General features: G+C 63.6%; 27 protein-coding genes and 1 riboswitch. Of the genes, 5 read left to right on the top strand and 22 right to left on the bottom strand.

Features of this window, described 5'->3' with window-relative positions; genetic code table 11:
* Nucleotides 1–120 precede the first annotated feature (120 nt).
* From ABVK50_RS06960 to coxB, 6 genes are all read right to left on the bottom strand, one after another.
* Nucleotides 121–1005, bottom strand: coding sequence for a cytochrome c oxidase subunit 3 (locus tag ABVK50_RS06960; RefSeq protein WP_353642255.1), 885 nt, complete (start codon nucleotides 1003–1005; stop codon nucleotides 121–123).
* Nucleotide 1006: 1 nt separating this feature from the next.
* Entirely contained in the window at nucleotides 1007–1636 is a 630-nt protein-coding gene (locus tag ABVK50_RS06955; RefSeq protein WP_353642256.1) for a cytochrome c oxidase assembly protein, read from the bottom strand.
* A gap of 8 nt (nucleotides 1637–1644) precedes the next feature.
* Nucleotides 1645–1803 carry a hypothetical protein gene (locus tag ABVK50_RS06950; RefSeq protein WP_353642257.1) on the bottom strand — a complete coding sequence of 53 codons (159 nt, stop codon included), beginning with the start codon at nucleotides 1801–1803 and terminating at the stop codon, nucleotides 1645–1647.
* Nucleotides 1804–1806: 3 nt separating this feature from the next.
* Nucleotides 1807–2751: a heme o synthase gene (locus ABVK50_RS06945; protein WP_353642258.1), complete on the bottom strand. Its 945-nt coding sequence runs from the start codon at nucleotides 2749–2751 to the stop codon at nucleotides 1807–1809.
* Nucleotides 2752–2823: 72 nt separating this feature from the next.
* A complete protein-coding gene (gene ctaD / locus ABVK50_RS06940; protein ID WP_353642259.1) occupies nucleotides 2824–4473 on the bottom strand; it encodes a cytochrome c oxidase subunit I in 1650 nt (549 codons plus the stop codon).
* 37 nt (nucleotides 4474–4510) lie between these two features.
* Complete coding sequence (gene coxB / locus ABVK50_RS06935) at nucleotides 4511–5377, bottom strand: cytochrome c oxidase subunit II (protein WP_353642260.1); 867 nt, start codon at nucleotides 5375–5377, stop codon at nucleotides 4511–4513.
* Nucleotides 5378–5736: 359 nt separating this feature from the next.
* Between coxB and ABVK50_RS06930 the strand changes: the two genes are divergently transcribed.
* Nucleotides 5737–6255, top strand: a complete 519-nt coding sequence (locus ABVK50_RS06930) for an invasion associated locus B family protein (RefSeq protein ID WP_353642261.1) — start codon at nucleotides 5737–5739, stop codon at nucleotides 6253–6255.
* 78 nt (nucleotides 6256–6333) lie between these two features.
* A complete protein-coding gene (gene tldD / locus ABVK50_RS06925; RefSeq protein WP_353642262.1) occupies nucleotides 6334–7746 on the top strand; it encodes a metalloprotease TldD in 1413 nt (470 codons plus the stop codon).
* Nucleotides 7747–7776: 30 nt separating this feature from the next.
* Here tldD and ABVK50_RS06920 read toward each other — a convergent pair whose 3' ends face one another.
* From ABVK50_RS06920 to ABVK50_RS06865, 12 genes are all read right to left on the bottom strand, one after another.
* Nucleotides 7777–8205 (bottom strand): DUF930 domain-containing protein, encoded by a 429-nt coding sequence (locus tag ABVK50_RS06920; RefSeq protein ID WP_353642263.1) that lies wholly within the window; start codon nucleotides 8203–8205, stop codon nucleotides 7777–7779.
* A gap of 632 nt (nucleotides 8206–8837) precedes the next feature.
* Nucleotides 8838–10079, bottom strand: a complete 1242-nt coding sequence (locus ABVK50_RS06915) for a class I SAM-dependent RNA methyltransferase (RefSeq protein WP_353642264.1) — start codon at nucleotides 10077–10079, stop codon at nucleotides 8838–8840.
* On the bottom strand, nucleotides 10076–10837 hold the full coding sequence (locus tag ABVK50_RS06910; protein WP_353642265.1) for a TlyA family RNA methyltransferase: 762 nt from the start codon (nucleotides 10835–10837) through the stop codon (nucleotides 10076–10078). Before ABVK50_RS06910 ends, ABVK50_RS06915 begins: the two co-directional genes overlap by 4 nt.
* Before the next feature lie 39 nt (nucleotides 10838–10876).
* A complete protein-coding gene (locus ABVK50_RS06905) occupies nucleotides 10877–11194 on the bottom strand; it encodes a hypothetical protein (protein ID WP_353642266.1) in 318 nt (105 codons plus the stop codon).
* 119 nt (nucleotides 11195–11313) lie between these two features.
* Nucleotides 11314–12261, bottom strand: coding sequence for an IS630 family transposase (locus ABVK50_RS06900; protein ID WP_353642267.1), 948 nt, complete (start codon nucleotides 12259–12261; stop codon nucleotides 11314–11316).
* Between the two features lie 158 nt (nucleotides 12262–12419).
* Nucleotides 12420–14333 carry a 1-deoxy-D-xylulose-5-phosphate synthase gene (dxs, locus tag ABVK50_RS06895; protein ID WP_353642268.1) on the bottom strand — a complete coding sequence of 638 codons (1914 nt, stop codon included), beginning with the start codon at nucleotides 14331–14333 and terminating at the stop codon, nucleotides 12420–12422.
* A 144-nt stretch (nucleotides 14334–14477) separates the two neighbouring features.
* Nucleotides 14478–15275 carry a cupin domain-containing protein gene (locus tag ABVK50_RS06890; protein WP_353642269.1) on the bottom strand — a complete coding sequence of 266 codons (798 nt, stop codon included), beginning with the start codon at nucleotides 15273–15275 and terminating at the stop codon, nucleotides 14478–14480.
* 24 nt (nucleotides 15276–15299) lie between these two features.
* The gene (locus ABVK50_RS06885) at nucleotides 15300–15500 is read right to left on the bottom strand and encodes a hypothetical protein (protein ID WP_353642270.1); all 201 of its coding nucleotides are present in this window, start codon (nucleotides 15498–15500) and stop codon (nucleotides 15300–15302) included.
* Nucleotides 15501–15510: 10 nt separating this feature from the next.
* Nucleotides 15511–16431, bottom strand: a complete 921-nt coding sequence (locus ABVK50_RS06880) for a pirin family protein (RefSeq protein WP_353642271.1) — start codon at nucleotides 16429–16431, stop codon at nucleotides 15511–15513.
* Nucleotides 16432–16484: 53 nt separating this feature from the next.
* Nucleotides 16485–16751, bottom strand: a complete 267-nt coding sequence (locus ABVK50_RS06875; RefSeq protein WP_353642272.1) for a DUF2277 domain-containing protein — start codon at nucleotides 16749–16751, stop codon at nucleotides 16485–16487.
* Between the two features lie 90 nt (nucleotides 16752–16841).
* On the bottom strand, nucleotides 16842–17093 hold the full coding sequence (locus ABVK50_RS06870) for an exodeoxyribonuclease VII small subunit (RefSeq protein ID WP_353642273.1): 252 nt from the start codon (nucleotides 17091–17093) through the stop codon (nucleotides 16842–16844).
* Between the two features lie 3 nt (nucleotides 17094–17096).
* The gene (locus ABVK50_RS06865) at nucleotides 17097–18023 is read right to left on the bottom strand and encodes a histone deacetylase family protein (protein WP_353642274.1); all 927 of its coding nucleotides are present in this window, start codon (nucleotides 18021–18023) and stop codon (nucleotides 17097–17099) included.
* Nucleotides 18024–18144: 121 nt separating this feature from the next.
* Nucleotides 18145–18329, top strand: a riboswitch (cobalamin riboswitch).
* Between ABVK50_RS06865 and bluB the strand changes: the two genes are divergently transcribed.
* Complete coding sequence (gene bluB, locus ABVK50_RS06860) at nucleotides 18287–19111, top strand: 5,6-dimethylbenzimidazole synthase (RefSeq protein ID WP_353642275.1); 825 nt, start codon at nucleotides 18287–18289, stop codon at nucleotides 19109–19111. (Overlaps the previous riboswitch by 43 nt.)
* Before the next feature lie 9 nt (nucleotides 19112–19120).
* Here the strand turns inward: bluB and ABVK50_RS06855 are convergent, their stop codons facing one another.
* A complete protein-coding gene (locus ABVK50_RS06855; protein ID WP_353642276.1) occupies nucleotides 19121–20098 on the bottom strand; it encodes a hypothetical protein in 978 nt (325 codons plus the stop codon).
* A 130-nt stretch (nucleotides 20099–20228) separates the two neighbouring features.
* Here ABVK50_RS06855 and ABVK50_RS06850 point away from each other — a divergent pair, with 130 nt between their 5' ends.
* Nucleotides 20229–21476 carry a S41 family peptidase gene (locus ABVK50_RS06850; RefSeq protein WP_353642277.1) on the top strand — a complete coding sequence of 416 codons (1248 nt, stop codon included), beginning with the start codon at nucleotides 20229–20231 and terminating at the stop codon, nucleotides 21474–21476.
* A gap of 12 nt (nucleotides 21477–21488) precedes the next feature.
* Here ABVK50_RS06850 and ABVK50_RS06845 read toward each other — a convergent pair whose 3' ends face one another.
* Complete coding sequence (locus tag ABVK50_RS06845; protein ID WP_353642278.1) at nucleotides 21489–22085, bottom strand: TetR/AcrR family transcriptional regulator; 597 nt, start codon at nucleotides 22083–22085, stop codon at nucleotides 21489–21491.
* 119 nt (nucleotides 22086–22204) lie between these two features.
* Between ABVK50_RS06845 and ABVK50_RS06840 the strand changes: the two genes are divergently transcribed.
* A complete protein-coding gene (locus tag ABVK50_RS06840) occupies nucleotides 22205–23428 on the top strand; it encodes an MFS transporter (protein WP_353642279.1) in 1224 nt (407 codons plus the stop codon).
* A 51-nt stretch (nucleotides 23429–23479) separates the two neighbouring features.
* On the opposite strand, the gene ribB is transcribed toward ABVK50_RS06840, so the two are convergent.
* Together ribB and aroC are read right to left on the bottom strand one after the other, a co-directional pair.
* Complete coding sequence (gene ribB / locus ABVK50_RS06835; RefSeq protein ID WP_353642280.1) at nucleotides 23480–24580, bottom strand: 3,4-dihydroxy-2-butanone-4-phosphate synthase; 1101 nt, start codon at nucleotides 24578–24580, stop codon at nucleotides 23480–23482.
* Nucleotides 24581–24667: 87 nt separating this feature from the next.
* The gene (aroC, locus tag ABVK50_RS06830; RefSeq protein WP_353642281.1) at nucleotides 24668–25768 is read right to left on the bottom strand and encodes a chorismate synthase; all 1101 of its coding nucleotides are present in this window, start codon (nucleotides 25766–25768) and stop codon (nucleotides 24668–24670) included.
* Between the last annotated feature and the right edge of the window lie 44 nt (nucleotides 25769–25812).

Here is a 25812-nt window from a genome sequence, read left to right as displayed (position 1 = left end):
GTATCCGAAAAGTCTGCAACTTTTTGCTTCGCTGACCTTCGGTTCGGGGTCATGCTCTAGCGCCGAAAAAGAGAAGGCGGCCGCGTCGCCACGGCCGCCCCTCGCAATAGATCGGCGCTCTCAATGGCCGTGGGCGATGGTACCTCCCACCGAACCCCAGACATAGATCGAGGCGAACAGGAACAGCCAGACCACGTCGACGAAGTGCCAGTACCAGGCCGCCGCCTCGAAGCCGAAATGCTGCTGCGGCGTGAAGTCGCCCCGCATCGCGCGGAGCAGGCAGACAGCCAAGAAGATGGTGCCGATCAGCACGTGGAAGCCATGGAAGCCAGTCGCCATGAAGAAGGTCGCGCCGTAGATCGAATCCGAGAATGAGAACGGCGCGTGCATGTACTCGTATGCCTGGACCATGGAGAACAGAACGCCGAGCGCAACCGTGAGCACCAAGCCGTTGACCAGGCCCTTGCGGTCATCGTGCAGGAGCGCGTGGTGAGCCCAGGTCACCGTCGTTCCCGAAAGCAGCAGGATCACGGTATTGTAGAGCGGCAGGTGGAAGGGATCGAGCACCTCTATGCCGTGCGGCGGCCACACGCCCCCGGTATATTCGGTGCGCGCGACCTGCGCGGCTTCGCCGGGAAACAGGCTGGCGTCGAAGAAGGCCCAGAACCAGGCTACGAAGAACATCACCTCCGAGGCGATGAACATGATCATACCGTAGCGCAGGTGCAGCGAGACGACCCGCGTATGATGGCCCTCATGCGCTTCCTTGATGGTGTCCGACCACCAACCGAACATTGTATAGAGCACGACGGCGAGGCCGATGAAGAACAGCCACGGATTGGCGATGTTGACGCCGAAGATCGGGAAATCACCGGCCTTCAGGTACTGCATCCAGGCGACGCCGCCGATGGCCATGATCAGCGCACCGATCGAGCCGAGGAACGGCCACGGGCTCGGATCGATGATGTGATAGTCGTGTTGCGGTTTAGCGTGCGCGTCTGCCATGTCAGCCCCCGGCTTTTCCGTCGGTATTGTCATTTATCGTTTCGGTCTGAACCCGCGGCGCGGCGGCCACCGGCTTTTCCCCTTCGATGGGGAAGAATGTGTAGGAAAGCGTAATCGTCTTGACGTTCCTGAGTTCCGGCACGTCGACAATGTCGGGATCGACGTAGAACACAACAGGCATATCCAGCGTCTCGCCGGGCTTCAGCGTCGTGTCGGTGAAGCAGAAGCACTCGACCTTGTTGAAATAGGCGCCGGCCATTTCGGGCGTGACGTTGAAGGTCGCGCGGCCGGAAGTCGGACGGCTGGACAGATTCTTCGCCGTATAGTGAACCTGCATGGTCTCGCCGATCTTCATCGTCACGTCGCGCGACACGGGCCTGAAATCCCATGGCACGCTTGACGTGTTGGCGTCGAAGCGCACGGTGATCTCGCGGTCGAGAACGCGGTCGGCATACTGCTCGACGCGCTGCGTGGTGCCGCCATAGCCGGTCACCTGGCAGAACATCGCGTAAAGCGGCACGGCAGCGTATGACATGCAGATCATGCCGCCGAAGAAAGCGAGGCAGACGCCGGCGATCACCTTGTTGGACCGCTGCGCTCCCCGATCGACTGTTTCCTTTGTGCCGCTCATGCCCATCCTCACAGCGGCCGATCGAGAATGGCCGGGCCGAACTTGGCGATGGTGGCGAAGTAGAAAAGCACCACCAGCACTGCGAGCGCCACGCCGATCGCAATCGAGCGGCTGCGCCGGGCGCGTTTCTGCTTTTCGGTCATCGTGACCAATTCGTCGTCCTTCATGGCTCAGGCTCCCGGCAAGGCCAAAGCGCGCGCGAGCACGCTGTCGGCCAGGTAGGCTGCGAAGATGCCGAAGAGATAGAGCAGCGAATAGGCGAACATAGCCTTGGCGGGCTTCATGGCGCGGTCGCCGTCGCGCATGGAGAGCACGTTCCAGGCATACCAGATGAAACCCGCGCCGAGCGCGGCGGCGACAAGGCCGTACCCGGCCGATGTGAAGCCTAAGAACCAGGGCAGGACGCCGACGGGCGCGACGAGCAGCGTGTAGGCGAAGATCTGGCGACGGGTCGAGGCTTCGCCGGCGACGTTCGGCATCATCGGAATGCCGGCTCGGCCGTAGTCCTCGCACTTGAACAGCGCCAGCGCCCAAAAATGCGGCGGCGTCCACAGGAAGGTGATGAGGAACAGGATGACGCTTTCGAGGCCGACCGACCCGGTGGCCGCGGCCCAGCCGATGATCGGCGGAAACGCGCCGGCGGCCCCGCCGATGACGATGTTCTGCGGTGTCGAGCGCTTCAGCCACATCGTGTAGACGACCACGTAGAAGAAGATGGTGAAGGCCAGAAGCGACGCCGACAGCCAGTTGACCAGCACGCCGAGGGTGAGCACCGAAAGCACGGAAAGGACGAGCCCGAAGGCCAGCGCCTCGCCCGGCCGCACGCGTCCTGAAGGCACAGGCCGGTTGGCGGTGCGGGTCATTACAGCGTCGATGTCGGCATCGTACCACATGTTGAGCGCGCCCGAGGCGCCGGCGCCGATGGCGATCGCGAGGATTGCGATGACCGCCAGGAGCGGATTGAGCGTAACCGGCGCCGCGACCAGGCCGACAAAGGCCGTGAAGACGACGAGCGACATGACGCGTGGCTTCAGGAGCGCGACATAGTCGGCCGCCGTCGCTTCCGAAATCCGGAAGCCGGAATCGTCGAGCCTGTTGTTTTCAACCAGCGCCATCGGCACCCAAGTCCATTCATTCCGTTTGCCGCAAACCGCCGGCGAGGAGCCGGCGGTTCCGGTATAGGCCGCCTATTTGATCCGCGGCAGCTGTTCCCACTGGTGGAACGGCGGCGGCGAAGAAAGCTGCCATTCCAGCGTCGTGGCGCCCTCGCCCCAAGGGTTGGCGCCGGCGACGCGCTTCTTCGAGAAGGCCTCGAAGACGCCGTAGAGGAACACGAACACGCCGAAGAACGAGAGATAGGAGCCGTAGGACGACACAAGGTTCCAGCCGGCGAAGGCATCGGGATAATCGATGTAGCGGCGCGGCATACCGGCGAGGCCGAGGAAATGCTGCGGGAAGAACACCAGGTTCACGCCGATGAAGGTGATCCAGAAATGCGAGCGCGCGATGAACGGCGAATACATGTAGCCGGTCATCTTCGGGAACCAGTAGTACCAGCCCGCGAAGATCGCGAACACGGCGCCCAGCGACAGCACGTAGTGGAAATGCGCGACCACGTAATAGGTGTCGTGCATCGAGCGGTCGAGGCCGGCATTGGCGAGCTGCACGCCGGTGACGCCGCCGACGGTGAACAGGAAGATGAAGCCGATCGCCCACAGCATGGGCGTACGCATCGAGATTGATCCGCCCCACATAGTGGCAATCCAGGAGAAGATCTTCACGCCCGTTGGCACGGCGATAACCATGGTCGCGAACACGAAGTAGCGCTGCGTGTCGAGCGACAGGCCGGTCGTGTACATGTGATGCGCCCAGACCACGAAGCCGACCGCGCCGATCGCCACCATGGCGTAGGCCATGCCGAGATAGCCGAAGATGGGCTTGCGGGAGAAGGTCGAAACGATGTGGCTGACGATACCGAAGCCCGGCAGGATCAGGATGTAGACCTCGGGGTGGCCGAAGAACCAGAACAGATGCTGGAACAGGATGGGGTCGCCGCCGCCTTCGGGCGCGAAGAACGCGGTGCCGAAATTGCGGTCGGTCAGAAGCATGGTGATGGCGCCCGCCAGCACCGGCAGCGACAGCAGTAGCAGGAATGCAGTGATCAGCACCGACCAGGCAAACAGCGGCATCTTGTGCAGCGTCATGCCCGGCGCGCGCATGTTGAAGATGGTGGTGATGAAATTGATCGCGCCGAGGATCGAGGACGCGCCGGCTATGTGAAGCGAAAGGATGGCCAAATCCATTGCCGGCCCCGGCTGGCCGGATGTCGACAAGGGCGGATAGATCGTCCAGCCTCCGCCGACGCCGAAGCCGCCGGTCGGGCCGGGCACGAACATCGACAGCAGCAGAAGGATGAAGGCCGGCGGCAGCAGCCAGAACGAGATGTTGTTCATGCGCGGAAACGCCATGTCCGGCGCGCCGATCATGATCGGCACCATCCAGTTGGCGAAGCCGCCGATCAGCGCCGGCATGACCATGAAGAAGATCATGATCAGCGCATGGCCGGTGGTGAACACATTGTACATGTGCTTGCCGCCGTCGAGTGCCGCGTCGCCCTGGAAGCCGTAGACCATTTCGGCCAGGCCGTGGAAAACCTGGATGCCCGGCTCGGCGAGTTCCCAGCGCATGACCACCGACAGCGCGCCGCCGATGATGCCGGCCATGATCGCGAAGATCAGATAGAGCGTGCCGATGTCCTTGTGGTTGGTGGAATTGACCCACCGGACCCAGCCACGGGGCTTGTGGTCGTGGTCGTCGTGAGTTGCCGCGCCTGCCATGTTCCGCTCCATTCCCAATTCCTGATCGTCCGCAGCTTCAATTGCCGGCGGACGCTACCTTGTTGGCGCCGTCGATCACCGCCATCAGCGCCCGGTTGGCGCCGGCGAGGTCCGCCTTGGCGGCCGTCAGCCAGGTGTTGTACTGCTCTTCCGTCACTACCCGGATGGCGATCGGCATGAAGGCGTGGTCCTTACCGCACAGTTCCGAGCACTGGCCGTAGTAGAGGCCCTCCTTCTCGGCCTTGAACCAGATCTCGTTGATGCGGCCCGGCACCGCGTCGGTCTTGATGCCGAAGGCCGGCATGGCGAAGGCGTGCATCACGTCGCTCGCAGTCACCAGGACGCGAACCGTCGTATTGACCGGCACCACCACCTCATTGTCGACCGCCAGAAGCCGCGGATAGACCGCGCGGTCTTCCTTGCCGGCCGCAGCGCGGTCGCCATCGGGAAGCAGCGCAGAGTTGAACGAAAGCGGTTCCTCGATCTGGTATTCGTAGTCCCAGTTCCACTGGTTGCCCGTCGCCTTCAGCGTCAGCGCCGGCTCTTCCGGCGGCGTGTACTGCGCGGTCAGGAGTTGGAAGGACGGCACGGCGATGAAAAGCAGGACGATGACGGGGCCAACCGTCCAGATTACCTCAATCAGCGTATTGTGGCTGGTTCGCGAGGGGACGGGATTGGCGCTCGCCCGGAATCTCCAGATGCAATAGGCGAGCAGCACCAGGACGAGCAGCGTGATCGGTACGATGAACCACAGTGTGTACTGCTCGAACCAGGTCGTCTGCCGCATGATGTCGGTAGCGGCGGGCTGGAAACGCGTCTGCCAGGGTTCGGGCTGCGCCGCAAACGCCGCCGAGCTGAAAAAGGAAACCGCCGCGGCGCCGGCGCTTGTCAAAAATTTCTTCATCGCCTTCATAGTCTCCCGATTCCATGCGCTCGGCGCGCCAAGAATTGCCGTCCGCGCGGCGGGAATCCCCGCCGACGGTGTCGCAGGGTTCAAACCATACTCTGTAACCAACCGCAAGAAAGGAGCGGAAGAAGTCATGCGGCATTTTTGCGCGCGAAGAGCCGTGCTGGCGCAGCCGGTTGCGCCGCGTTCGCCTGCCTCCCGAAGCCGTTCGCCAGCCTCGCCGGCAAGGCCGCAATTCGGACGGATTCGGTCGCGAAAGCGAAGAAACTCACCTCGTCCGGCTGGTTCAGCCCTTTTCTTGTCCTATAGTTGACACCGTTGCGGCGGATAGCGTCGTGATTCGCAATGGAGCCACCATGAAATCTCGGCTTTCGGGAAGTCTGGCGAAAGTCGTCCTTGTCGCCACCCTGTCGTCCGCAGCCATGCCGGCCGGCGCTCAGCAAAGCGGCGCCGTCCGCTCCACACATGGCGCCTGGTCGATCATCTGCGACACGCCGGCCGGCGCCACGGCCGAGCAATGCGTGATGATGCAGAACGTGATCGCCGAGGACCGCCCGGAGATGGGCCTGTCCGTGGTGGTGCTGCGCACCGCCGACAACAAGGCCGAGATACTGCGCGTTCTCGCTCCGCTCGGCGTCCTGCTGCCCAACGGCCTCGGCCTCAATGTCGACGGCAAGGATATCGGCCGCGCCTATTTCGTGCGCTGCTTCCAGGACGGCTGCTATGCCGAAGTCATCCTCGAAAAGCCGCTGCTGGACACGCTGAAGGGCGGCACGTCGGCGACATTCATCGTGTTCCAGACGCCGGAGGAAGGCATCGGCATTCCCGTCGACCTCAACGGTTTCGACGAAGGTTTTGCCGCCCTGCCCAAGTGATTGTCCGTCCGCGCATTGCCGAACCGGCCCGCCGCGCCTACATCGTGGGCTGATTTCCCGTGATATAGTGGGTACGCCATGAACAGCCTCCTCGGCCAATTCGACGTTTCGGAAGACAGACTGCGCCGCATCGTGACCGACACGATCGAAGGCACCGACGATGGCGAGCTCTTTCTCGAATACAGCGAGAGCGAAGCGCTGATGTTCGACAATGGCCGGCTCAAGACCGCGAATTTCAGCACCGACCAGGGTTTCGGCCTGCGCGCGGTCGCCGGCGAAGCCAGCGGCTATGCGCATTCGAGCGAGCTTTCGGAAGCCGCCCTGCTCAGAGCCTCCGATGCAGTGTCCACCGTCAAGAGCGGGTATTCAGGCATCCTTGCGGCCGCCCCGCCCCGCACCAACCGCCATCTCTACAGCGACGAAAACCCGATCGCCTCGCCCGGCTTCGAGGAGAAGGCAAAACTGCTTCAGGAGATCGACGCATGGCTTCGCGCCAGCGATTCCCGGGTGCGGCAGGTCACCGCGTCGCTGGCCTCATCCTGGCAGCATGTCGAGATCCTGCGCGCCGACGGACAGCTGGTTCGCGACATCCGGCCGCTGGTGCGAGTGAACGTGTCGGTCATGGTCGGCGAAGGCGACCGCCAGGAAACCGGCACATACGGCATGGGCGGGCGCAAGGGTTTCGGCGAATTCGTGATCGAGGACAGTTGGAAGCACGCCGCCGGCGAAGCGTTGCGCCAGGCGCTGGTCAATCTAGAGGCTATCCCCGCCCCCGCAGGCACTTTCGACATCGTGCTTTCGAGCGGCTGGCCGGGCGTCATGCTGCACGAGGCAGTGGGTCACGGGTTGGAGGGCGATTTCAACCGCAAGAAGACCTCGGCCTTCGCCGGCCTGATGGGCAGCCAAGTCGCGGCGAAAGGCGTGACCGTCGTCGACGACGGCACCATTTCTGAAAGGCGCGGCTCGCTGTCGGTGGACGACGAAGGCACCCCGACCAACCGCACCGTCCTGATCGATGATGGAAAACTCGTCGGCTACATGCAGGATCGTCAGAACGCGCGGCTGATGGGCATGAACGCCACCGGCAACGGCCGGCGCGAATCCTATGCGCACCAGCCCATGCCGCGCATGACCAACACGTATATGACCGCCGGCGATATGGAGCCGGCGGAGATCATCGCTTCGGTTAAGAACGGCGTCTACGCCGTCTCGTTTGGCGGCGGCCAGGTCGACATCACTTCAGGCAAATTCGTGTTCGGCTGCACCGAGGCCTACATGATCGAGGACGGCAAGGTGACCCAGCCGATCAAGGGCGCGATGCTGATCGGCAACGGCCCCGACGCAATGCACCGCGTCACCATGATCGGCAACGACATGAAGCTCGACACCGGCATCGGCATGTGCGGCAAGGCCGGCCAGGGCGTGCCGGTCGGTGTCGGCCAGCCGCATCTTCGGATGAACCAGATGACGGTCGGCGGGACAAGGGTTTAAGAGCCGCCACTGCGGGCTTGATCGCCACCTTTATTTGGAAGAGAGGCTCGTCTCAAACGACAAAGCCTTGCCTGTGCCGGCGTCCAATTCGCAGTTGAAGGTGAAGGTCGTCCAATCGTTTCCGGTCCGCACCTGGCCTGAACCGGTGAGCAGCCGATTGGTTGGCAGGTCGAGCGTATCGGGATCGTCAGTGCCGAGGAAAACTCGGTCTGCGTCCTTGTTCCACTTCTTGACCTCGCTCATCGCAAGCGGCCGGCATATGAACTCGGCGACCTTCTTGGCATCGCTCCATTCCGAGGCCATCCCACGCTCTTCACTCGTTTGAAGCTCTGCGATTTGCGCGGCGACCACATCTTGTTGTGCCTTCGATAGCACGGTCGCGGCGAATGTCGCCGAACCCACGAAGCAGAGCCAGAGCACCACTGCTCCGCCGAAAACAACCCTGGCGTTTCCCTTCATAGTGTCTCTCCAACTTGTCCGAAGCGCAACCTAAACTGGCGAAGTTTAAAATAAGCTCAGCGAAAGAGCATAGGTTTGCGAGGGTTCGTTTGCCTCGGCGCGAGGCTGATGTTCTCCACTGACGTCTGGCTCTGGTCAGCAACGGATCGGGGGCGATCCTTCGTGGCGTCCCCCGGGCGGTAGCTTCGCGGGTCAATGGTCAGTGTCAGGGGCGCCATCCACGCTCAGCCGCAGATGAGGCTACATGATCAGTATGGACCGGCATCCGTCGTATTCCGGCAGGCTGAGGCTGTCGGAAGGCACCTACGGTGTCTTTCCCACTATGGGAGGAAGAAGTTGTTTGCTGCGGTCGATCAGCATCTCAATCGCTTCGAGCGGAAGATCTTCTTCAAAAGCTGTGAAGGTCATCGGGGCTGTCTCATCCGAGTAAAAGACTTCAGCGTCAGCTTTTCCCGTGTCCGTGTATGACAACTCCAGGTACATTCGTCTCTTTGAACGTCACTGCCCCTTATCAGCTTGAACGTTTGAGCCTCGCTCTCAATTTCGTTCATTCGCTCTCCTCCGCCATCCAGAACGCATTGTCCTCGTTTGATCCTTCTATCCAAACGCACGAGCGTGGAAGAGACGACCCACTACCGTCTTCTCTTTGGCTTCTCCAGCAGCGCGACCGCCTCGACATGCGGCGACCACAGGAACTGGTCGATCGGCGTGACGCTCTTCAGGGCGTAGCCGCCATTGATCAGGATGCGCAGATCGCGCGCCAGCGTCGTCGGGTTGCACGAGACGGCGGCGACGTAAGGCACCTCCGACCTGGCGATCTGCTTGGCCTGGTCTTCCGCCCCGGCGCGAGGCGGATCGAAGACGAGGCCGTCATAGGCGGCGAGTTCCTTGAAGGTCACCGGACGACGGAAAAGGTCGCGCTTTTCTGAAATCACTCGCTTCAGGCCGGAGCCGAAGCGGAAGCCGCGGTCGAGTGCGGCAAGCGCCGCGCCGTCTCCCTCCACCGCATGAACCTCCGCCTTGCGCGCCAGGCGCAGGGCGAAGGCGCCCGATCCGGCGAACAGGTCGAGCACCTTCCTGGCCCGCCGCAAATGGCCCGTCACGAGGTCGGCCATCGCCGCTTCCGCCGACTCCACGGCCTGCAGGAAGCCGCCCGGCGGCGGAAACACGGAAACCTCGCCGAAGAAGATCATCGGCTTTTTCGGCTCGATGATGATCTCGCCGTCGATGGTCAGCCGGGCAAATCCGTGCCGTATGACAAAATCGGAGGCCGCCTTGCGCGCCTTTTCCGAAAGCACGCCGGATTCCTCGGCGGCGATGTCCAGCCCGGACGCAGTCTGGGTGACGGTCATATGGAACGGGGTTTGTACCTTGCAGATCAGGTCGGCGAGCGCCTTCAGCGGATCCAGCGCCGCCTCGATCTCGGGCACGGAAATCGGGCATTCGGTGATGTCGATGATCTCATGCGATAGTGCGCGGTGATAGCCGAAGATCATGCCGCCATCACCACGCCTTGCCGAAAACACCGCCCGCCGGCGGGAATTCGGCGCGCTCGGCATCGTCGCGGCCACAGCTATCTCGATGCCCTTGCCCAGCAGCGCCTGGGCCACCTTCTCGCCCTTCCATTCGAGATAGGCTGCAGGCTCCAGATGCTGCAGCGCGCAGCCGCCGCATTCGGTGAAATGACGGCAGGGCGGGGCGACCCGCAGCGGCGAGGCTTCGACCACGGAGACCAGCGCAGCGCGATCCTTGTTTCGGGTCACCGTCACCGTCTCGCCGGGCAGCGAGAACGGAATGAAAACCGGCCCGCTCCCGGTTTCGGCGATACCGTCGCCCTGTGCGCCGAGGCGCGCAATCTCGAACCGTTCCATCATTGGTCCTTGATCCCGGCGAGCAGGAATTCGCGGTTGCCATCGCCGCCCTCGATCGGCGAGGCGGTGAGGCCGAGCACGCGCCAACCGGGCATCGAGCCGAGCCAGGCCACCAGCCGCGCGGCGACCAGCGGCCCGTCCTCCGGATTCTTCAGGAGCCCGCCCTTGCCGATCGCCTCGCGCCCAGCCTCGAATTGCGGCTTGATCAGGAACAGGCCGGCCGCGCCCGGCTGCGCCAAGTCGAGGGTGGGCGGCAAGGCCAGCGTCAGCGAAATGAAGCTGACATCGGAGACGACAAAGTCCGGCAGCCGCCCACCGAGATCCTCGGCGGTGAGCTCGCGCGCGTTCAGCCCTTCGAGGCAGGTTACGCGTGGATCGGCCTTGAGGGTCGGATGCATCTGGCCGTGGCCGACATCGATCGCCGTGACATGGGCCGCGCCACGTTCAAGCAGCACCTGCGTGAAGCCGCCGGTCGATGCACCAATGTCGAGCGCCTCCGCGCCACGCGGATCGAGGCAGAAATGATCGAAGCCGGCGCGCAGCTTCAGAGCCGCGCGAGAAACATAATGTTGCGCCGGATCCTTCACCTCGACGACGGCATCCGCCGGCACGCTCTGCCCCGACTTTGTTGCGAGGGCGCCGTCGACCGTGACGGTGCCGCGTTCGACTGCATCGCGGGCGCGCGAGCGGCTGGAAAAGAAGCCGCGCTCGACGAGAAGTTCGTCGAGCCTGAGCCTGTCGCCGGTTTTCCTAGAAGTCATAGCCTTCATTGGCGAATGCCGCCGCCGAAGGCAAGCACGTCAGAAGACGATGACTCGCGAGACCTTGCGCTGGCGCAACGCCGCGATGTCGTCGGGGGTCATGACCCGCCGGTCGGAATAGACCCTGGGAACCGTGCCGGTCTCGATCGGATCGGTCGGGCTGACGCTTGCCGACACCGCCGCGGTACGGATGAACACCGGCGTCTCCTGATGTGAAAAGCCGCCGCGGATCTCGCCGATCCTTTGGGCAACAATCTTCATCACCGCTTGTTCCAGCCTGACATCATGGCGCGGCTCAGCCGCCGCCGACGCGGCCATGACGGCCAAAAAGGCCGCGCCGCTCAGTAGCCTGATCATTTTCTTATGCTCCCTGCCTTGCGCGCTTGCTTAGCAAAGCAGCGCTAAGAAACGGCCAAGAGACAGGGTAACCGAAACGCCAAATATCAGCGTAAACAGCCGATTAGAGCAGATTCGACTTAATCCGGGTCATATCCTGCTGCCTCGAAGTAGTGCCGGCATTCCTGGGCGGTGAACGCTGCGAGGCAATCGGCGACAACGGACCAGAGTTCGTCGACGGTTCTGGCAGCGGCCTTTCTGAGCAGGGCCTTGAGCTTGGAGAAGGCCATCTCGATCGGGTTGAAGTCCGGCGAGTATGGCGGCAGGAACAGGAGCCGCGCCCCGACCTTCTCGATGGCCTCGCGCACGCCGCTGATCCTGTGGGCCGGCAAATTATCCATGATCACGATATCGTCGGGGCGAAGCTCGGGCGCGAGAACTTGCTCGGCGTAGGCCAGGAACGCCGGACCGTTCATCGGGCCGTCGAGCAGCATCGGCGCGGCCATGCCGTCCAGCCGCAGACCGGCGGTGAACGTGGTTGTCTTCCAATGGCCGTGTGGAACGGCCGCCCGGCATCGCTCGCCACATGGCGCCCTGCCACGTAACCGGGCCATTTTCGTGGACGCCGCGGTCTCATCGATGAAGATCAGTCTTTCGGGGTCGAGGTCGAGCTGACCGTCGAACCAGGCAATGCGGCGGCGCAGGACATCGGGGCGCTGCTGCTCTGAGGCGTGCGCCGTCTTTTTTTTGAACGTGATGCCGCGCCGGTCGAGGAACAGCCAAACCGTCGAGGGTGCCGCACGCACGCCGAGTTCGGCGGCAAGGCGCTCCCCGATCTCGGCAAGCGTGATGTCCGGCGCATCCTCGATCAGGGCGAGAATGAAAGCCTCGTGCGTATCGAGCTTCGAGCGCGACGGCTGGCCTTGCTTGCGTGCTTGCATCTCGCCGGTCTCGCGATAGCGGCGATGCCAGGCCCCCGCCGTCGAGATCCCGATCCGAAAGCGCCGCGCCGCCTCCCGCGTCGAAACCCCGTCTTCAATCGCAGCAATCACCCGACCGCGAAGGTCGCCGCTAAGGCTCCTCGTCATCACAACCTCCTGCAAATCACCAAGAGCAGTGAATCAGACAAACCCGACCGCGTGAATCCTCAAACCGACTCCGCGTTCATTGAAGATGCTCTAGCATGGCTACCTGCGAAAGCGATTCAGATAGTTCGGGAAGAGATTCAGATTCGTCAGTAAGAGGTTCAGGCGCGCGCGGCTCGCGCGGACCGGCCGAGTGCGGCAAACACCGTCCGCACTATGCCGGCGCTGTCCAGCCCGGCATCGGCATACATCTTTTCCGGCTTGGCGTGGTCAGTGAAGACGTCGGGCAGCACCAGCGGGCGAACTTTCAGGCCGGAATCCAGCAGGCCGTCCCGCGCCAGGAACTGAAGCACATGGCTGGCGAAGCCGCCGATCGCGCCCTCCTCAACCGTCACCAGCACCTCATGCGAACGCGCCAGCCGACGGACCAGATCTTCGTCCAGCGGCTTGGCGAAACGCGCATCGGCAACGGTGGTCGGCAGGCCAGCGGCGGCGAGTTCCTCGGCGGCGAGCAGGCAATCCCGCAGCCGCGTTCCGAACGACAGCAGCGCGATCTTCGTCCCTTCCCGGACGATGCGGCCCCTGCCGATCTCGAGCGCCGCGCCGCGTTCGGGCATGTCGACGCCGACGCCGTTGCCGCGCGGATAGCGGAAGGCGATCGGGCCTTCGTCATAGATAGCCGCCGTGCGCACCATATGGCGAAGCTCGGCCTCGTCGGCCGCCGCCATGACCACGAAGCCGGGCAGCGAAGCGAGATAGGTCGTGTCGAAGGCGCCGCAATGGGTCGGGCCGTCGGCCCCGACGAAGCCTGCGCGGTCGATCGGGAAGCGTACCGGCAGCTTCTGGATCGCCACGTCGTGCACGACCTGGTCGTAGGCGCGCTGTAGGAACGTCGAGTAGATCGCGACGAAGGGTCTCAGCCCCTCGGTGGCGAGGCCGGCCGCGAAGGTAACGGCGTGCTGCTCGGCGATGCCTACATCGAAGGTGCGCGACGGAAAGGCCTCGCCGAACAAATCGAGACCGGTGCCGGAAGGCATGGCAGCGGTGATGGCGACGATCCTGTCGTCATCCCGCGCCTCTTGGATCAGGCTTTCGGCAAAGACTTTCGTGTAGCTCGGCGAATTGGCCGGCGCTTTCGCCTGCGCGCCGGTGATCACATCGAACTTGTTCACGCCGTGATATTTGTCGCTCGCGGCCTCCGCCGGGGCGTAGCCCTTGCCCTTCTGGGTGACGACATGAATCAGCACCGGGCCGTCGCCATTGTCGCGGACGTTCCGGAGCACGGGCACCAGATGCTCGAGATTATGACCGTCGATCGGGCCGATATGGTAGAAGCCGAGTTCCTCGAACAGCGTTCCGCCGGTCACGTAGCCGCGCGCATGCTCGACCGCGCGGGTGATCGCCCGGTCGGCGCGCTTGCCGAGATAGGAGGTCAGCTTTTTGCCCAGTTCGCGGAAACCGGCATAGGCCCTGCCCGATGCAAGCCGCGCCAGATAGGCGCTCATCGCACCGGAGGGCGGCGCGATCGACATGTCGTTGTCGTTGAGGATGACGATCAGCCTTGCATCGAGCGCGCCGGCATTGTTCATCGCCTCATAGGCCATGCCAGCCGACATGGCGCCATCGCCGATCACCGCGACGACATTGTTCCGGCCGCCGGTCAGGTCGCGCGCCACCGCCATGCCGAGCCCGGCCGAGATCGAGGTCGACGAATGCGCCGCGCCGAACGGGTCGTATTCACTCTCCTGCCGCTTGGTAAAGCCCGAAAGCCCGCCCTCGGCGCGCAGCGTGCGGATGCGGTCGCGCCGGCCGGTCAGGATCTTGTGCGGGTATGCCTGATGGCCCACGTCCCAGATCAGCCGATCGCCCGGCGTGTCGAACACATAATGAAGCGCCACCGTCAGTTCGACGACGCCGAGCCCGGCGCCGAGATGCCCGCCCGTATGAGAGACCGCGTCGATGAGTTCGGCGCGCAGTTCCGCCGCGAGTTGAGGCAGTTGGCTCTCCGGCAGGGCGCGCAGATCCGAAGGGATGCGCACCTTGTCCAGAAGCGGCGTTTTCGGGGACTTGTTCAATTGTCTCTCGCCTGCACGTGTCTTCTCGCCTGCACGCAGGATCAGCCAAAGGGCATAAGGATCAAACTGCGCCTTGTAAATGCGTGACGGTGACGCGCCGCCTTCGCAATTGCCTCCGTACGATGCAAACGGCGGCCCGGCGGCTCACACCGTCTCTTCGCCATCCCAATAGCGGCGGGTCGCCGCCATGTCGAAAATGTCATTCTCGCTTCGCAGGGCGCGCACCATCACCTTGTTGGAGTTCGGATAGACGCACACCTCGTTTGGGTTGCGCTCGCCGATCATCAGGTAGGCGCACGGGCCGCTGCCGCTGTTCAGGAAGGAGTGCCCGACCTTCTGGCCGGCGGGAAAGCAGACATAGTCGTCCGGCTTCATCACGTGGCGTTCGTCGCCGAGCAGAAGCGTCACTTCGCCTTCGAGGACCAATGCATGTTCCTCCTCCAGCATGTGATAGTGCCTGGGGCACAAACGCATGCCGGGCGCCGGCGATTCGATCAGCACGCCGACATGATAGTCCTCGCCCACGGCCGCATAGGTCAGGTGTTTCGACCTGCCGCCGAAGCGCGGACCCTCGCCCTCGACAGTCCACTCGACGTCGCCGGCCGCGATCGGCGGCGCGATGCTGGCCGCTCCGTCGAGCGCGTCGGTCGAGGCCTCCGACGGCGCGTTCTCCCCGTCCGGCAGGCCGGTGTCCTCGCCATCCCAATAGCCGCGCAACGCAGAGAGGTCGAAGATCGCGCGCCGCCCAAGCGAGCGCACGAGCACGTTTTTCGAGTCGGTGTAGACGGCCACCTCGTCCGGCTTGTTCTCCCCCAGGATGACATAGCGGCAGACGGCACCGCTTTCGTTGACGAAGCCGTGCCCTGCCTTCTTCCCGGCCGGAAAGCAGGCATAATCGCCCGCCTTCATTTCGTACGATGCCGCGCCGATGCGCACAATCATCGAGCCTTCGAGGACATAGACATGCTACTCCTCGAAGATGTGATAATGCGCCGGGTTGCTGCGCATGCCGGACGTCAGTTCCTCGATCGCCACGCCGACATGATAGTGTTCGCCGACCGCCGCCAGCGTCAGATGGCGATAGCGTATGCCGAAGCGTGGAACCTCGGAGAACTCGACCCAAGGCACTATGGCGGACGAGATGGGTTTTAACGGTGAAGTCGACATGCGCAGCCCTTCATCCCTCGGGCAAGGGAATGAATTCCTCCTCGTCTCCCGGCACGATGTCGAAGCGGCCGGTCTTCCACTCGTGCTTGGCCTGCTCGATGCGCTCCTTCGACGAAGATACGAAATTCCACCAGATATAGCGCTTGGAGCCGAGCGAGGCCCCGCCGAACAGCATGAAATGTGCTCCCTCACTCGACGAGACCACGATCTCGTCGCCCGGCCTGAACACAAGCAGGCGGTCGGACGGAAATTCGTCGCCGGCAATCGTCACCATGCCTTCGATGACGTAGATCGCCCGCTCCTCGGCGTCGGCAGGAATGTTTATCTGCGCGCCGGGTGCAAGCCTGATGTCAGCGTAGAGCGTGTCCGTATCGGTGCGCACCGGCGAGCGGATGCCGGAAAGGCTGCCCATCACCAAGCGGCCCGAAGCCCCATCCGCTTCGAACTCCGGCAGCAGATCGCGGCCGGTGTTCTCGAAAACCGGCGCCGTTTCCTCCTTGTCGTCGGGCAGCGCCAGCCAGGTCTGCAGCCCGGAAACCGACATCGGCGCGCCGCGCAGTTCCTCCGGGGTCCGCTCCGAATGGACGATGCCCCGGCCGGCCGTCATCAGGTTCACGTCGCCCGGCGCAATCACCATTTCGGTGCCGAGCGAATCGCGGTGCCTGATCTTGCCGTCGAACAGGTATGTCACCGTCGACAGGCCGATATGCGGATGCGGCCGCACGTCCAGCGCCTGCCCGGCGCGCAGGATCGCAGGCCCCATGCGATCGAAGAAGATGAAGGGCCCGACCAGCCGACGTCTGGCTGTGGGCAGGGCGCGGCGCACCTGGAAACCGCCAATGTCGCGGGCATTGGGGATAACCATCAGCTCGATCTGGTCGCAGGCGAAGGCGTCGCCGGCGACGGGGTCATTTCCCGGAAAGAAGCTCATGGTCTATTCCCATTCCATTCGACGGCAGAACCCATCATAGTCCCCGAGCCCAATTACGCGAAGCGGATCACCATTTTCGCGCGCGCCTTGGCGGCTTCCTCCTCGCGGTTCTTCGGCGGCTGCGTCGTCTCCAGCGAATCGATGAGTTCGCGGGCGCATGCCGCGATAGAGTTGACCGCTTTCTCGAACGCCGCCTCGTTGCGCTTCGACGGTTTAGTCGTTCCGCTCAACTTGCGCACGAACTGGAGCGCGGCGTCATGGATTTCCTCATCCGTCGCGGGCGGATCGAAGTTGAACAGGGTTCTTATGTTTCGGCACATGACTTGCTCCCGGTCTGTCCGACACTCAGCGCTGCGGTTTTGGTTTTCCTCTATCTGGGCCCGATACGCCTGGCTATCAACTGCCCCGCCCTACTCCGCGTCCAGCGGCTCTGCCCCGGCCGGCTTGCCGTCACGCGACAGCCTGATCTTCTCGACCTTATCCTCGGCGGCCTTCAGCAGCCGGTCGCAATGGATCTTCAGCGCCTCGCCGCGTTCATAAATCTTGATCGATTTGTCGAGTGGCACGTCGCCGCGCTCCAGATCGTCGACGATGCGCTCCAGCGCCTCCAGCGCCTGCTCGAAGCTCATCGCCTTGATATCCTCGTTGGCTTCGTCCGCCATTCCTTATCCTTTCATCATGCGCGCGACATGGGCCGCGACCGAAAACGACAGTCCCTGCAGGTCGTAGCCGCCTTCCAGCACGCTGACCAGCCGGTTCCCGCAATGGCGCGCGGCGCGGCCCATCAATTGCCCGGTCGCCCAGTCGAAGTCTTCCTCGGTTAGGTTGATCTCGGCCAGCGGATCGCGGTGATGCGCGTCGAAGCCGGCGGAGATGATGATCAAATCGGGCGCAAAACCATCGACGGCCGGCAGCACACGCGAGCGGAACGCCTCGCGAAACACCTCGCTGCCGCTCTGCGGCGCGAGCGGCACATTGACGATGTTGCCGGCGCCTGTCTCATCCTCGGCTCCGGTGCCGGGATAAAGCGGCATCTGGTGCGTCGAGCAGTAGAGAACTGACGGATCGTCCCAAAAAATATCTTGGGTGCCGTTGCCGTGATGCACATCCCAATCGATGATGGCGACGCGACCAGCGCCGTGTTTCCTCTGCGCGTGGCGCGCGGCGATCGCGGCATTGTTGAACAGGCAAAAGCCCATGGCGGTGGTCTTTTCCGCATGGTGGCCGGGCGGGCGCGAGGCGACGAAGACATTGTCGGCCTTGCCTGAAAACACGTCGTCGACAGCGGCATTGGCAGCACCCACGCCGGTCAAGGCCGCCTGCCAGCTTTTCGGGCTGACCGATGTGTCGGCGTCGATGCTGGCGATGCCCTGCTCCGGAATCGACCGGCGGATGCGCTCTATGTAGCTTTCGGGATGGACATAGAGGATCGTCGCCTGGTCGCCTTCGGGCGCTTCGACGCGATCGAGCGGGGCGAAAGCCTCATCCTCCAGCGCGCGCGCAATGGCGCGGAGCCGGTCCGGCCGTTCCGGATGACCGGGCGGCGTCAGGTGTTCGAGAAAGATCGGGTGGGTGTAGAGGCGTGTGGTCATCCCGTCAGTCTATCAGCAATGGCGGTGGTGGCCATGTCATACATGCCCGAAGGCTGAGGAAATAGCATCTGTGCCCGCCAATGTCGTTGGCGGAGGATGCATCCTGCCCCGCTTTCGCATATCGTCGCCGATGCTGCCAGGTGCCCGCTGCCAAGCGGGAGAATCGGGAACACGGTTGAAATCCGTGGCGTGCCCAACGCTGTAAGAGGGACCGCATCGGCCAGTGCCACTGTTGCTTGCAACGGGAAGGCGCCGGTTGCGGGTTGATCTCGAGCCAGAAGACCGGCCTCGCAGACATTGTCGACCGCATGGTCAGGCGGGCCGATTTCGATCGCACGGGGAAAGCGATGCCCGAACAGCCGACCGCCGACAACGGCGAATCTTTTGACCAGATCGCGCGCGACGCTGTCTATCGCGCGATCTTTTCGCGCCGCGATGTGCGCAGCCACTTCCTGCCCGACGCACTCGACGACGCCGTCCTGGCGCGCCTGCTCATGGCCGCCCACCATGCGCCTTCGGTCGGCTACATGCAGCCGTGGAATTTCATCCTCATTCGCGACGCCTTGCGCCGGCAAGAGGTGCGCGATCTCTTCCTCGCCGCGCGTGAGCAGGAATTGCCCAACATCGCTGAGGAGCTGCAGGCGCTCTACCGCAAGCTCAAGCTCGAGGGCATCTGCGAGAGCGCGCTCAATCTATGCATCACATGCGACCGGCGGCGATCGGAAAATTCCCCGCTGGGCCGCTGGCACAATCCGCAAATGGACCTCTACAGCACAGTCTGCGCGGTCCAGAATTTCTGGCTGGCGGCGCGGGCGGAAGGCGTCGGCGTCGGCTGGGTCTCGATCCTCGATACGCAGGCGCTGCGGGAGTTGCTGCAAATCCCCGAACACGCGGTTCCCGTCGCCTATCTCTGCGTCGGCCGAGTATCAGAGTTCGCGCCCAAGCCCGACCTGGAGGCGCGCGGCTGGGCAAAGCGCCTCAGCCTGTCAAACCTGATCATGAGCGAGACTTTTTCCGGGCCGGGCGAAACCGCCCTGAAGGAGATCGTGGACCAGATGGCATCTCCGAGCAGGTCGTCGCATGGCTAAGCCAGGCAATCAGCCCGGTTGAGCGCCGGCGGCCCAGCCGCCAAACGGCGCCGACGCCTTGTCCTTCAACTCGCGGAACTGTTTCGAGGTCTCCGACAGCCGCCGGTCCCAATCCGGATCCGGCGTCTGGCCTTCGATCGCCCTGAAATAGACCTGCATCAGGGCGGCGATGCAGAAGGGCTCGATGAAGGCGGCGCTGAACGCCCAGGTGAAGACGATGGCGAGCACGAACCCCCAGCCCGCCAGTTCGCCCGGCATTGCGTAGAGTACGGCCGCGGCCGGAGCGAGCGTCGTCAGGAAGACAATCAGCGCCAGCACCCACATGAAGATCGACAGCCACAACGCGTTCTTCAGCATGGTCTTCCCGTTCTGAGCATAGAGCACCACGCCCTGCCTCGCAGTATCGAAGGGCGCGGCACTGTCGGAGCGGATGTTGTAGCCCAGTATGATCTCGTCGACATAGGTCAGCGACATGCGGATGACGGCGTTGAAGAATTTGACCAGCCCGCTCAGCCCGGGGATCGCGACGAAGGCGGCGATGCCGCCGAGAAGGCCGGTGATGGCCCTCAGCACGCCCTTGATGAGCTGATCCAACACGAACAGGATATTGGCTTCGGCGAAACGCTGGGTGACCACCTGCCGTGCATAAGCGATCTGGCTCTGCCCGCCGGGCACCTCGCGGCCGTCGATCAGGTGGACCATCACGGCGATGTGGCCGGCCTTGACGATGTAGAGGATGTATTCGCGGATCCAGTAGACCGCGGCCGAGACCAGCCCGAAGCCGATGATGCCGCCCCACAGCGCGAAGGTGATCGGGCCGCCGCCGTCGCCGAGTATGTGGCCGGTCCCATAGCCGACGCCGGCGCCCATTCCGGTTGCCGCAATGTAGGCGATGGTGATGCCGAAATAGACGATCATGCGAAACAGCACGAAGGGCCACGTCCTGACAACGATGCCCAAGGTCCGGCCGATCTCGAAATCCCACATGCCCCGAATCCCCCCGCAGGATTTTGAGCGCAAGCATCGCCGCTCACGGAATATTGTCAACCGAAGGGCTCGATCCGGCCACGTTTGGGTCGATAATCATGACGATGCGAAACGGATGCGGACCAGCCAGATGAAACGTGCCGGATATCTCGCGGCGGTGCCGCTGCTTTTTCTCGCAATCGTCCAGGCTCCCGCCGCCGATCCGCCGCGCTCCGGCCATCCGGTGTTCGACCGCGCCGTGGAGCTGGTGACCAACAATTTCCATGACGAATCGGCGCTGGATGAGTTTGTCGAAGCGGTGCGGCGCGAGATCGACGATCCGGCCTCTCCGATGAACACCAAAAGCGGGCCTGACCGCGTCGACGAGGCGATCGACGCCGTGCTGGCCAGCCTCAACGCCTCCCATGTGGGGCGCTTCGAGCCGGATACGATCGACTATTTCGAGCTGGCCGACATTTTCCGCTTCGCCATCCGCGACGAGATGCGCCGGCTGTTTCCGCCCGAAGGCGAGGTCAGCTATCCCGGCATCGGCATGATCGCGCGGCCGCAGAACGGCGCCCGCTTCGTCAGCGACGTCTATGACGGCTCGCCGGCCGACCGCGCCGGCATCCTTGCCGGCGACGAGATACTGTCGGTCGACGGCCAACCCTATCACGAGATCGAATCCTTCAGCGGCAAGGCCGGCAAGCCGGTCGAAATCAAGCTGCGCCGGCGCGCCGGGGCGGAGCCGATTACGCTCGACGTCCTTGTCGAGAGGCTGAGGCCGCTGCCAAATTTCGAGAAGGCGATCAAGGAAAGTGCCGAGGTGACCAGCCATGACGGCCGCAGGATCGGCTATATCCGGCTGTGGACTCTCGCCGCGCGCAACTCGATGGGCGTGATGGCGGAGGCGCTCGCCGAAGGCGCGTTGAAGGATGCCGACGGGTTGGTGCTGGATTTGCGCGGGCGGTGGGGCGGCGGCAGCTCCGATGCTGCGGAACTCTTCGTCGGCGACACGCCTTCCTTCCGGCTGATCCCGCGCAAGGGCGAGGACGTTTTGGCCAATGTTCGCTGGCGGCGGCCCGTCGTCGCCATCATCGACGAGGGCTCGAGAAGCGGCCTGGAAGTCTTCGCCTATGCGCTGAAGGTGAACGGTATCCCGCTGGTCGGCGCGCGCACGGCCGGTGCGCTGCTTGCCGGCCGCGCCTATCTGCTGCCGGACGACAGCCTGCTCGAAATCGCAGTGTCGGATGCCGTGCTCGAAAACAATACGCGCCTGGAAGGAAACGGCGTCGAGCCCGATCTCCCCGTTTCGTTCAGCCTGCCCTACGCCGCCGGCAGCGACCCGCAGCGCGACGCCGCAATCGAGGAGATGAGGCGTATACTCGCCAGGGGGTGATTGCTCCCTGGCCTACTTTTTCTCCACCAACAGCCCGTCGAGCAGCGCCTTGAACGCCTTGACCGCCTTCTTCGAGGTGGCTGCCGGATCCTGCGCGTTGGCGATCCATTGCGCCGCATAGAGGGAAGCGCCGCTCACCAGGCGCGCGGCCGCCTCCGGATCGATGTCGCCAACGACTCTTTCATCCTTGAGTAGGGTCAGGCTCCTCGTCATGGACGAGACACAGGCGTTGGCGTTGGGCCATTGCGAGGGATCGCCAAGCACCGCCGGCCCGTCGCGCAGCATTATGCGCTGGATCTCGGGCTCCAGCGCCATCTCGATATAAGCAACAGACTCGTCGACGAAACCCTGCCAGCGGTTGGACGCCTTGGCCGAAATGGCGCAGAGCCGTTCATTCATCTCGGCGTCGATCTCAGCGATGACAGCCTCGAGCAGCCCCTTCTTGTCGCCGAAGTGATGGTAGAGCGCGCCGCGCGTCAGGCCTGCGGCGGCGGTGAAGTCGTCCATCGACGCTTCGGCGTAGCCCACCGTTCCAAACGCCTGGCGAGCAGCGCTCACCAGCTTGGCGCGGGTTTCGGCGATCATCTCCTTGCGCGGCTTATGCGCCATTTTCCACTTTCCTTTCACATACGCCACGTATAATAGTTGACATACGCAGCGTATGCAATTACTTCGATTGACATACGCCACGTATGTCAGTGGCGCTCCACGCAATCGAGGAGGCCACCATGGCTAATCCCTACAGTGAAATCTTCAAGGCTTCCGGAACGAAGGGCTTCGCGTCGGCCGGGTTCGTCGCTCGCATGCCGATGGCCATGGCCCCGATAGGCATCGTCGCCATGCTGTCGCAGACCCATGGCGAATACTGGCTGGCGGGCGCCGTGTCCGCAACCTATGCGCTGACCAACGCTGTCGTTGCACCACAGATCTCGCGGCTCGTCGACCGGATTGGCCAGACCCGGGTGGTCGTGCCCACCACTGTGATTTCGGTGCTCGCCTTCGTGGCGCTGATGGTGGCGGCCAACCAGGACTGGCCGATGTGGACGCTGTTCGTATCGGCATTTCTCGCCGCCGCTATGCCCAGCATTCCGGCCCTAGTGCGGGCCCGCTGGTCCGAGATTTTCCGCGACCGTCCCGAACTCAATACGGCCTTTGCCTTCGAATCGGCGGCGGACGAACTCGTCTACATCGCCGGGGCGTCCCTGTCGGTGGGCCTCAGCGTCGCGCTGTTTCCTGAGGCGGGAATGCTGGCCAGCACGCTGTTCCTCGCATTCGGATCGACGGCGTTCATTGCGCAGCGCGCGACAGAGCCTCGCGTGAGGCTACTGGAACATGGCAGCGGAAATGGCTCGGCGATCCGGCAGCGGCCCGTGCAGATCATAACCTTCGCCCTGATCTTCGTCGGCGCGATCTTCGCGACCGCGGAAGTCAGCGCGGTGGCGATCACCAAGGAACTCGGCCAGCCGGGCGCCGCCAGCCTCGTCATCGGCGTCTATGCCGTCGGCTCGTTCGTGGTAGGGCTGATCGTCGGCGCGCTGAACCTGACGATGCCGCTGCAGCGCCAACTCGCCATCGCCGTTGGCGTCATCGCGCTGACGACCTTGCCGCTGCTGGTCGCCAATACGGTGCCGCTGCTGGCTCTCGCCGTCTTCGCCAGCGGCGTGGCGATCTCGCCGACCTTCATAACCGCCTTCGGCCTGATTGAGCGCCGTGTGCCGGAAGCGGTGCTGACCGAGGGCATCACCTGGGTGATGACCGGCATAGGCATCGGCATGGCGCTCGGTGCATTCGCAACGGGATGGGTGGTCGACAATTTCGGCGCGCAGAACGGCTTCTGGGTGTCGGTCGTGGCTGGAACGGTGTCCCTTTTGACTGTTCTTTTGGGCCAGAAGACCCTCGCCGGAGAACGATACAGGGCTTCGCCCGCACCCCTGGCGCAGGCCGCCGAGTAGTTTCGGCTTGGTCGAGGGCTCCGATCGAACCGATCGGAGCCCTCATTCTTTCTAGAGAATTTCCGTCCTGGCGATCCGGATGCCAAAACCTTCGAGGCCGACATAGTGGCGCTCGCGCGAAGCGATCAGGTTGATCGAGGAAATGCCGAGATCCTTGAGTATCTGCGCGCCGAGGCCGATTTCGCGCCACTCGCTTTCGCGCCGCCGCGCTTCCTCATGGTCCTCGCGTTCGCCGGGTAGCGGCCGCGCCCGCTGCTGGTGGGCGACGCCGACAGAGCCCTCGCGCAGATAGACGATTACGCCTCGCTTGCGTTCGCCCATCGACTTCATGATCTCGTGCAGGGTCATGCCGGTGCCGAAAACGTCGGTGACCACGTCTTCAGAATGCAGCCGCACCGGCACCTCCTCGCCGTCGCGAATGTCGCCGAAGACGATCGCCAGATGGTGCATCACATCCCAGGGCAGCATGTAGGTATAGGCCTTGGCTTTGCCGCCGGGCGTGTCGATGTCGGAGCATTCGACGCGCTGTACCAGCGTCTCCTGGCGCTGGCGGTAGGCGATCAGATCGGCAACCGAAACCTGCTTCAGCCCATGCTGTTCGGCGAAAGCCTGCACCTGCGGGCCGCGCATCACCGTGCCGTCGTCATTGACCAGTTCGGAGATCACGCCGACCAGCGGCAGCCCGGCCAGCTTGCAGAGATCGACCGCTGCCTCGGTATGTCCCGAGCGCATCAGCACCCCGCCCTCACGCGCGATCAGCGGGAAGATGTGGCCGGGACGTACGAAATCGGACGCTCCGACATTGCCGTTGGCGAGATTGCGCACCGTCAGAGTGCGGTCGTCGGCCGAAATGCCTGTGGTGGTGCCGTGCTTGAAATCGACGCTCACCGTGAAGGCGGTGGTGTGGGCTGAATCGTTGTCGGCGACCATGGGCGACAGGTTCAGCCGCCTCGCGTCCTCGCGCGTCATCGGCGCGCAGACGATGCCAGAGGTGTGTCGCACGATGAAGGCCATCTTCTCCGGCGTGCAATGCACCGCCGCGACGATCAGATCGCCTTCGTTCTCGCGGCCGTCATCGTCCATGACGACAACGATCTCGCCGCGCTCGAACGCCCGCAGCGCTTCGACGATTTCCTTCTGATCGTAAGGCATGATGCTCGCTTCGCTCGCTTTGAGTGAGTAGGGATAGTGAGTAGAATAGGAGGAAATCACTACTCGCTATTCGCTGCTCACTATTCGCTAAGTTCTTCCCGTCTGTCCTCGATGCCGCAGATAATGGTCGGCGATGGCGCAGGCAACCATCGCCTCGCCGATCGGCACGGCTCGGATGCCTACACAGGGGTCGTGGCGACCCTTGGTCGTGACGTCCACGTCCTTGCCGTCCGTATCGATCGACTTGCGTGGCGTAAGAATCGATGAAGTCGGCTTGACTGCGAAGCGCGCAACGATCGCCTGGCCGGTCGAAATGCCGCCAAGAATGCCGCCGGCATGGTTGGACAGGAACACCGGCTTGCCGTCATTGCCCATGCGCATCTCGTCAGCGTTCTCCTCGCCGGTGATGCGGGCGGCCGCGAAGCCATTGCCGATCTCGACACCCTTGACCGCGTTGATCGACATCAGGTTCGACGCGATGTCCTGGTCGAGCTTGCCGTAAACAGGCGCGCCAAGTCCGGCCGGAACACCTTCGGCGACGATCTCGATGACCGCGCCGACCGAGGAGCCTGCCTTGCGGACGCCATCGAGGTAATCGGCGAAAATCTTCACCGAGTCCGGGTCGGGGGTGAAGAACGGGTTTTCTGGATCGCGAACGAAATTCCAGTTCCAGCGCGAGCGGTCGATCTCCTTGACGCCCATGGAGACCAGAGCGCCGCGGACGGACATGCCCGGCACGATCTTGCGCGCGATCGCGCCAGCGGCGACGCGGGCCGCGGTTTCGCGAGCCGAGGAGCGGCCACCCCCGCGATGATCGCGCACGCCATATTTGGCATCGTAGGTGTAGTCGGCATGACCAGGACGGTACTGCCTGGCGATCTCGCCGTAATCCTTGGAGCGCTGATCAACATTCTCGATCATCATCGAGATCGGCGTGCCGGTCGAAATCATCGTTTCGCCGTCCGGATCCATGACGAAGCCCGAAAGCACCTTCACCTCGTCCGGCTCGCGACGCTGCGTGACGAAACGCGACTGGCCGGGCTTGCGCCTGTCCAGTTCGCCCTGGATTTCGGCGAGCGTGAAGCGGATGCCGGGCGGGCAGCCATCGACCACGCAGCCAAGGGCCGGACCGTGGCTCTCGCCCCAGGTGGTGACGCGAAACAGATGGCCGAAAGTGTTGTGCGACATCGCAGAATTGCCCCGCCGGCGGCGGGCCGGTTTCACGCCAGCGT

Origin of the sequence: Mesorhizobium sp. WSM2240 (assembly GCF_040438645.1) — a bacterium.
Lineage (GTDB): Bacteria > Pseudomonadota > Alphaproteobacteria > Rhizobiales > Rhizobiaceae > Allomesorhizobium.
This window is presented reverse-complemented; position numbering and strand designations above follow the sequence as displayed.

Excerpts from the sequence above, each read along its gene's own strand:
- ABVK50_RS06950 (WP_353642257.1), bottom strand. The coding sequence starts at position 1,803 with ATGAAGGACGACGAATTGGTCACGATGACCGAAAAGCAGAAACGCGCC.
- ABVK50_RS06870 (WP_353642273.1), bottom strand. The coding sequence starts at position 17,093 with ATGGCGGACGAAGCCAACGAGGATATCAAGGCGATGAGCTTCGAGCAG.
- ABVK50_RS06845 (WP_353642278.1), bottom strand. The coding sequence starts at position 22,085 with ATGGCGCATAAGCCGCGCAAGGAGATGATCGCCGAAACCCGCGCCAAG.
- ABVK50_RS06955 (WP_353642256.1), bottom strand. The coding sequence starts at position 1,636 with ATGAGCGGCACAAAGGAAACAGTCGATCGGGGAGCGCAGCGGTCCAAC.
- ABVK50_RS06865 (WP_353642274.1), bottom strand. The coding sequence starts at position 18,023 with ATGACCACACGCCTCTACACCCACCCGATCTTTCTCGAACACCTGACG.
- ABVK50_RS06855 (WP_353642276.1), bottom strand. The coding sequence starts at position 20,098 with ATGTGGGATTTCGAGATCGGCCGGACCTTGGGCATCGTTGTCAGGACG.
- ribB (WP_353642280.1), bottom strand. The coding sequence starts at position 24,580 with ATGCCTTACGATCAGAAGGAAATCGTCGAAGCGCTGCGGGCGTTCGAG.
- ABVK50_RS06900 (WP_353642267.1), bottom strand. The coding sequence starts at position 12,261 with ATGACGAGGAGCCTTAGCGGCGACCTTCGCGGTCGGGTGATTGCTGCG.
- ctaD (WP_353642259.1), bottom strand. The coding sequence starts at position 4,473 with ATGGCAGGCGCGGCAACTCACGACGACCACGACCACAAGCCCCGTGGC.
- ABVK50_RS06885 (WP_353642270.1), bottom strand. The coding sequence starts at position 15,500 with ATGTCGACTTCACCGTTAAAACCCATCTCGTCCGCCATAGTGCCTTGG.
- tldD (WP_353642262.1), top strand. The coding sequence starts at position 6,334 with ATGAACAGCCTCCTCGGCCAATTCGACGTTTCGGAAGACAGACTGCGC.
- ABVK50_RS06910 (WP_353642265.1), bottom strand. The coding sequence starts at position 10,837 with ATGACTTCTAGGAAAACCGGCGACAGGCTCAGGCTCGACGAACTTCTC.
- aroC (WP_353642281.1), bottom strand. The coding sequence starts at position 25,768 with ATGTCGCACAACACTTTCGGCCATCTGTTTCGCGTCACCACCTGGGGC.
- ABVK50_RS06915 (WP_353642264.1), bottom strand. The coding sequence starts at position 10,079 with ATGATGGAACGGTTCGAGATTGCGCGCCTCGGCGCACAGGGCGACGGT.
- ABVK50_RS06875 (WP_353642272.1), bottom strand. The coding sequence starts at position 16,751 with ATGTGCCGAAACATAAGAACCCTGTTCAACTTCGATCCGCCCGCGACG.
- ABVK50_RS06945 (WP_353642258.1), bottom strand. The coding sequence starts at position 2,751 with ATGGCGCTGGTTGAAAACAACAGGCTCGACGATTCCGGCTTCCGGATT.
- ABVK50_RS06890 (WP_353642269.1), bottom strand. The coding sequence starts at position 15,275 with ATGATTGTGCGCATCGGCGCGGCATCGTACGAAATGAAGGCGGGCGAT.
- ABVK50_RS06920 (WP_353642263.1), bottom strand. The coding sequence starts at position 8,205 with ATGAAGGGAAACGCCAGGGTTGTTTTCGGCGGAGCAGTGGTGCTCTGG.
- ABVK50_RS06930 (WP_353642261.1), top strand. The coding sequence starts at position 5,737 with ATGAAATCTCGGCTTTCGGGAAGTCTGGCGAAAGTCGTCCTTGTCGCC.
- ABVK50_RS06850 (WP_353642277.1), top strand. The coding sequence starts at position 20,229 with ATGAAACGTGCCGGATATCTCGCGGCGGTGCCGCTGCTTTTTCTCGCA.
- ABVK50_RS06840 (WP_353642279.1), top strand. The coding sequence starts at position 22,205 with ATGGCTAATCCCTACAGTGAAATCTTCAAGGCTTCCGGAACGAAGGGC.
- ABVK50_RS06880 (WP_353642271.1), bottom strand. The coding sequence starts at position 16,431 with ATGAGCTTCTTTCCGGGAAATGACCCCGTCGCCGGCGACGCCTTCGCC.
- ABVK50_RS06960 (WP_353642255.1), bottom strand. The coding sequence starts at position 1,005 with ATGGCAGACGCGCACGCTAAACCGCAACACGACTATCACATCATCGAT.
- coxB (WP_353642260.1), bottom strand. The coding sequence starts at position 5,377 with ATGAAGAAATTTTTGACAAGCGCCGGCGCCGCGGCGGTTTCCTTTTTC.
- ABVK50_RS06905 (WP_353642266.1), bottom strand. The coding sequence starts at position 11,194 with ATGATCAGGCTACTGAGCGGCGCGGCCTTTTTGGCCGTCATGGCCGCG.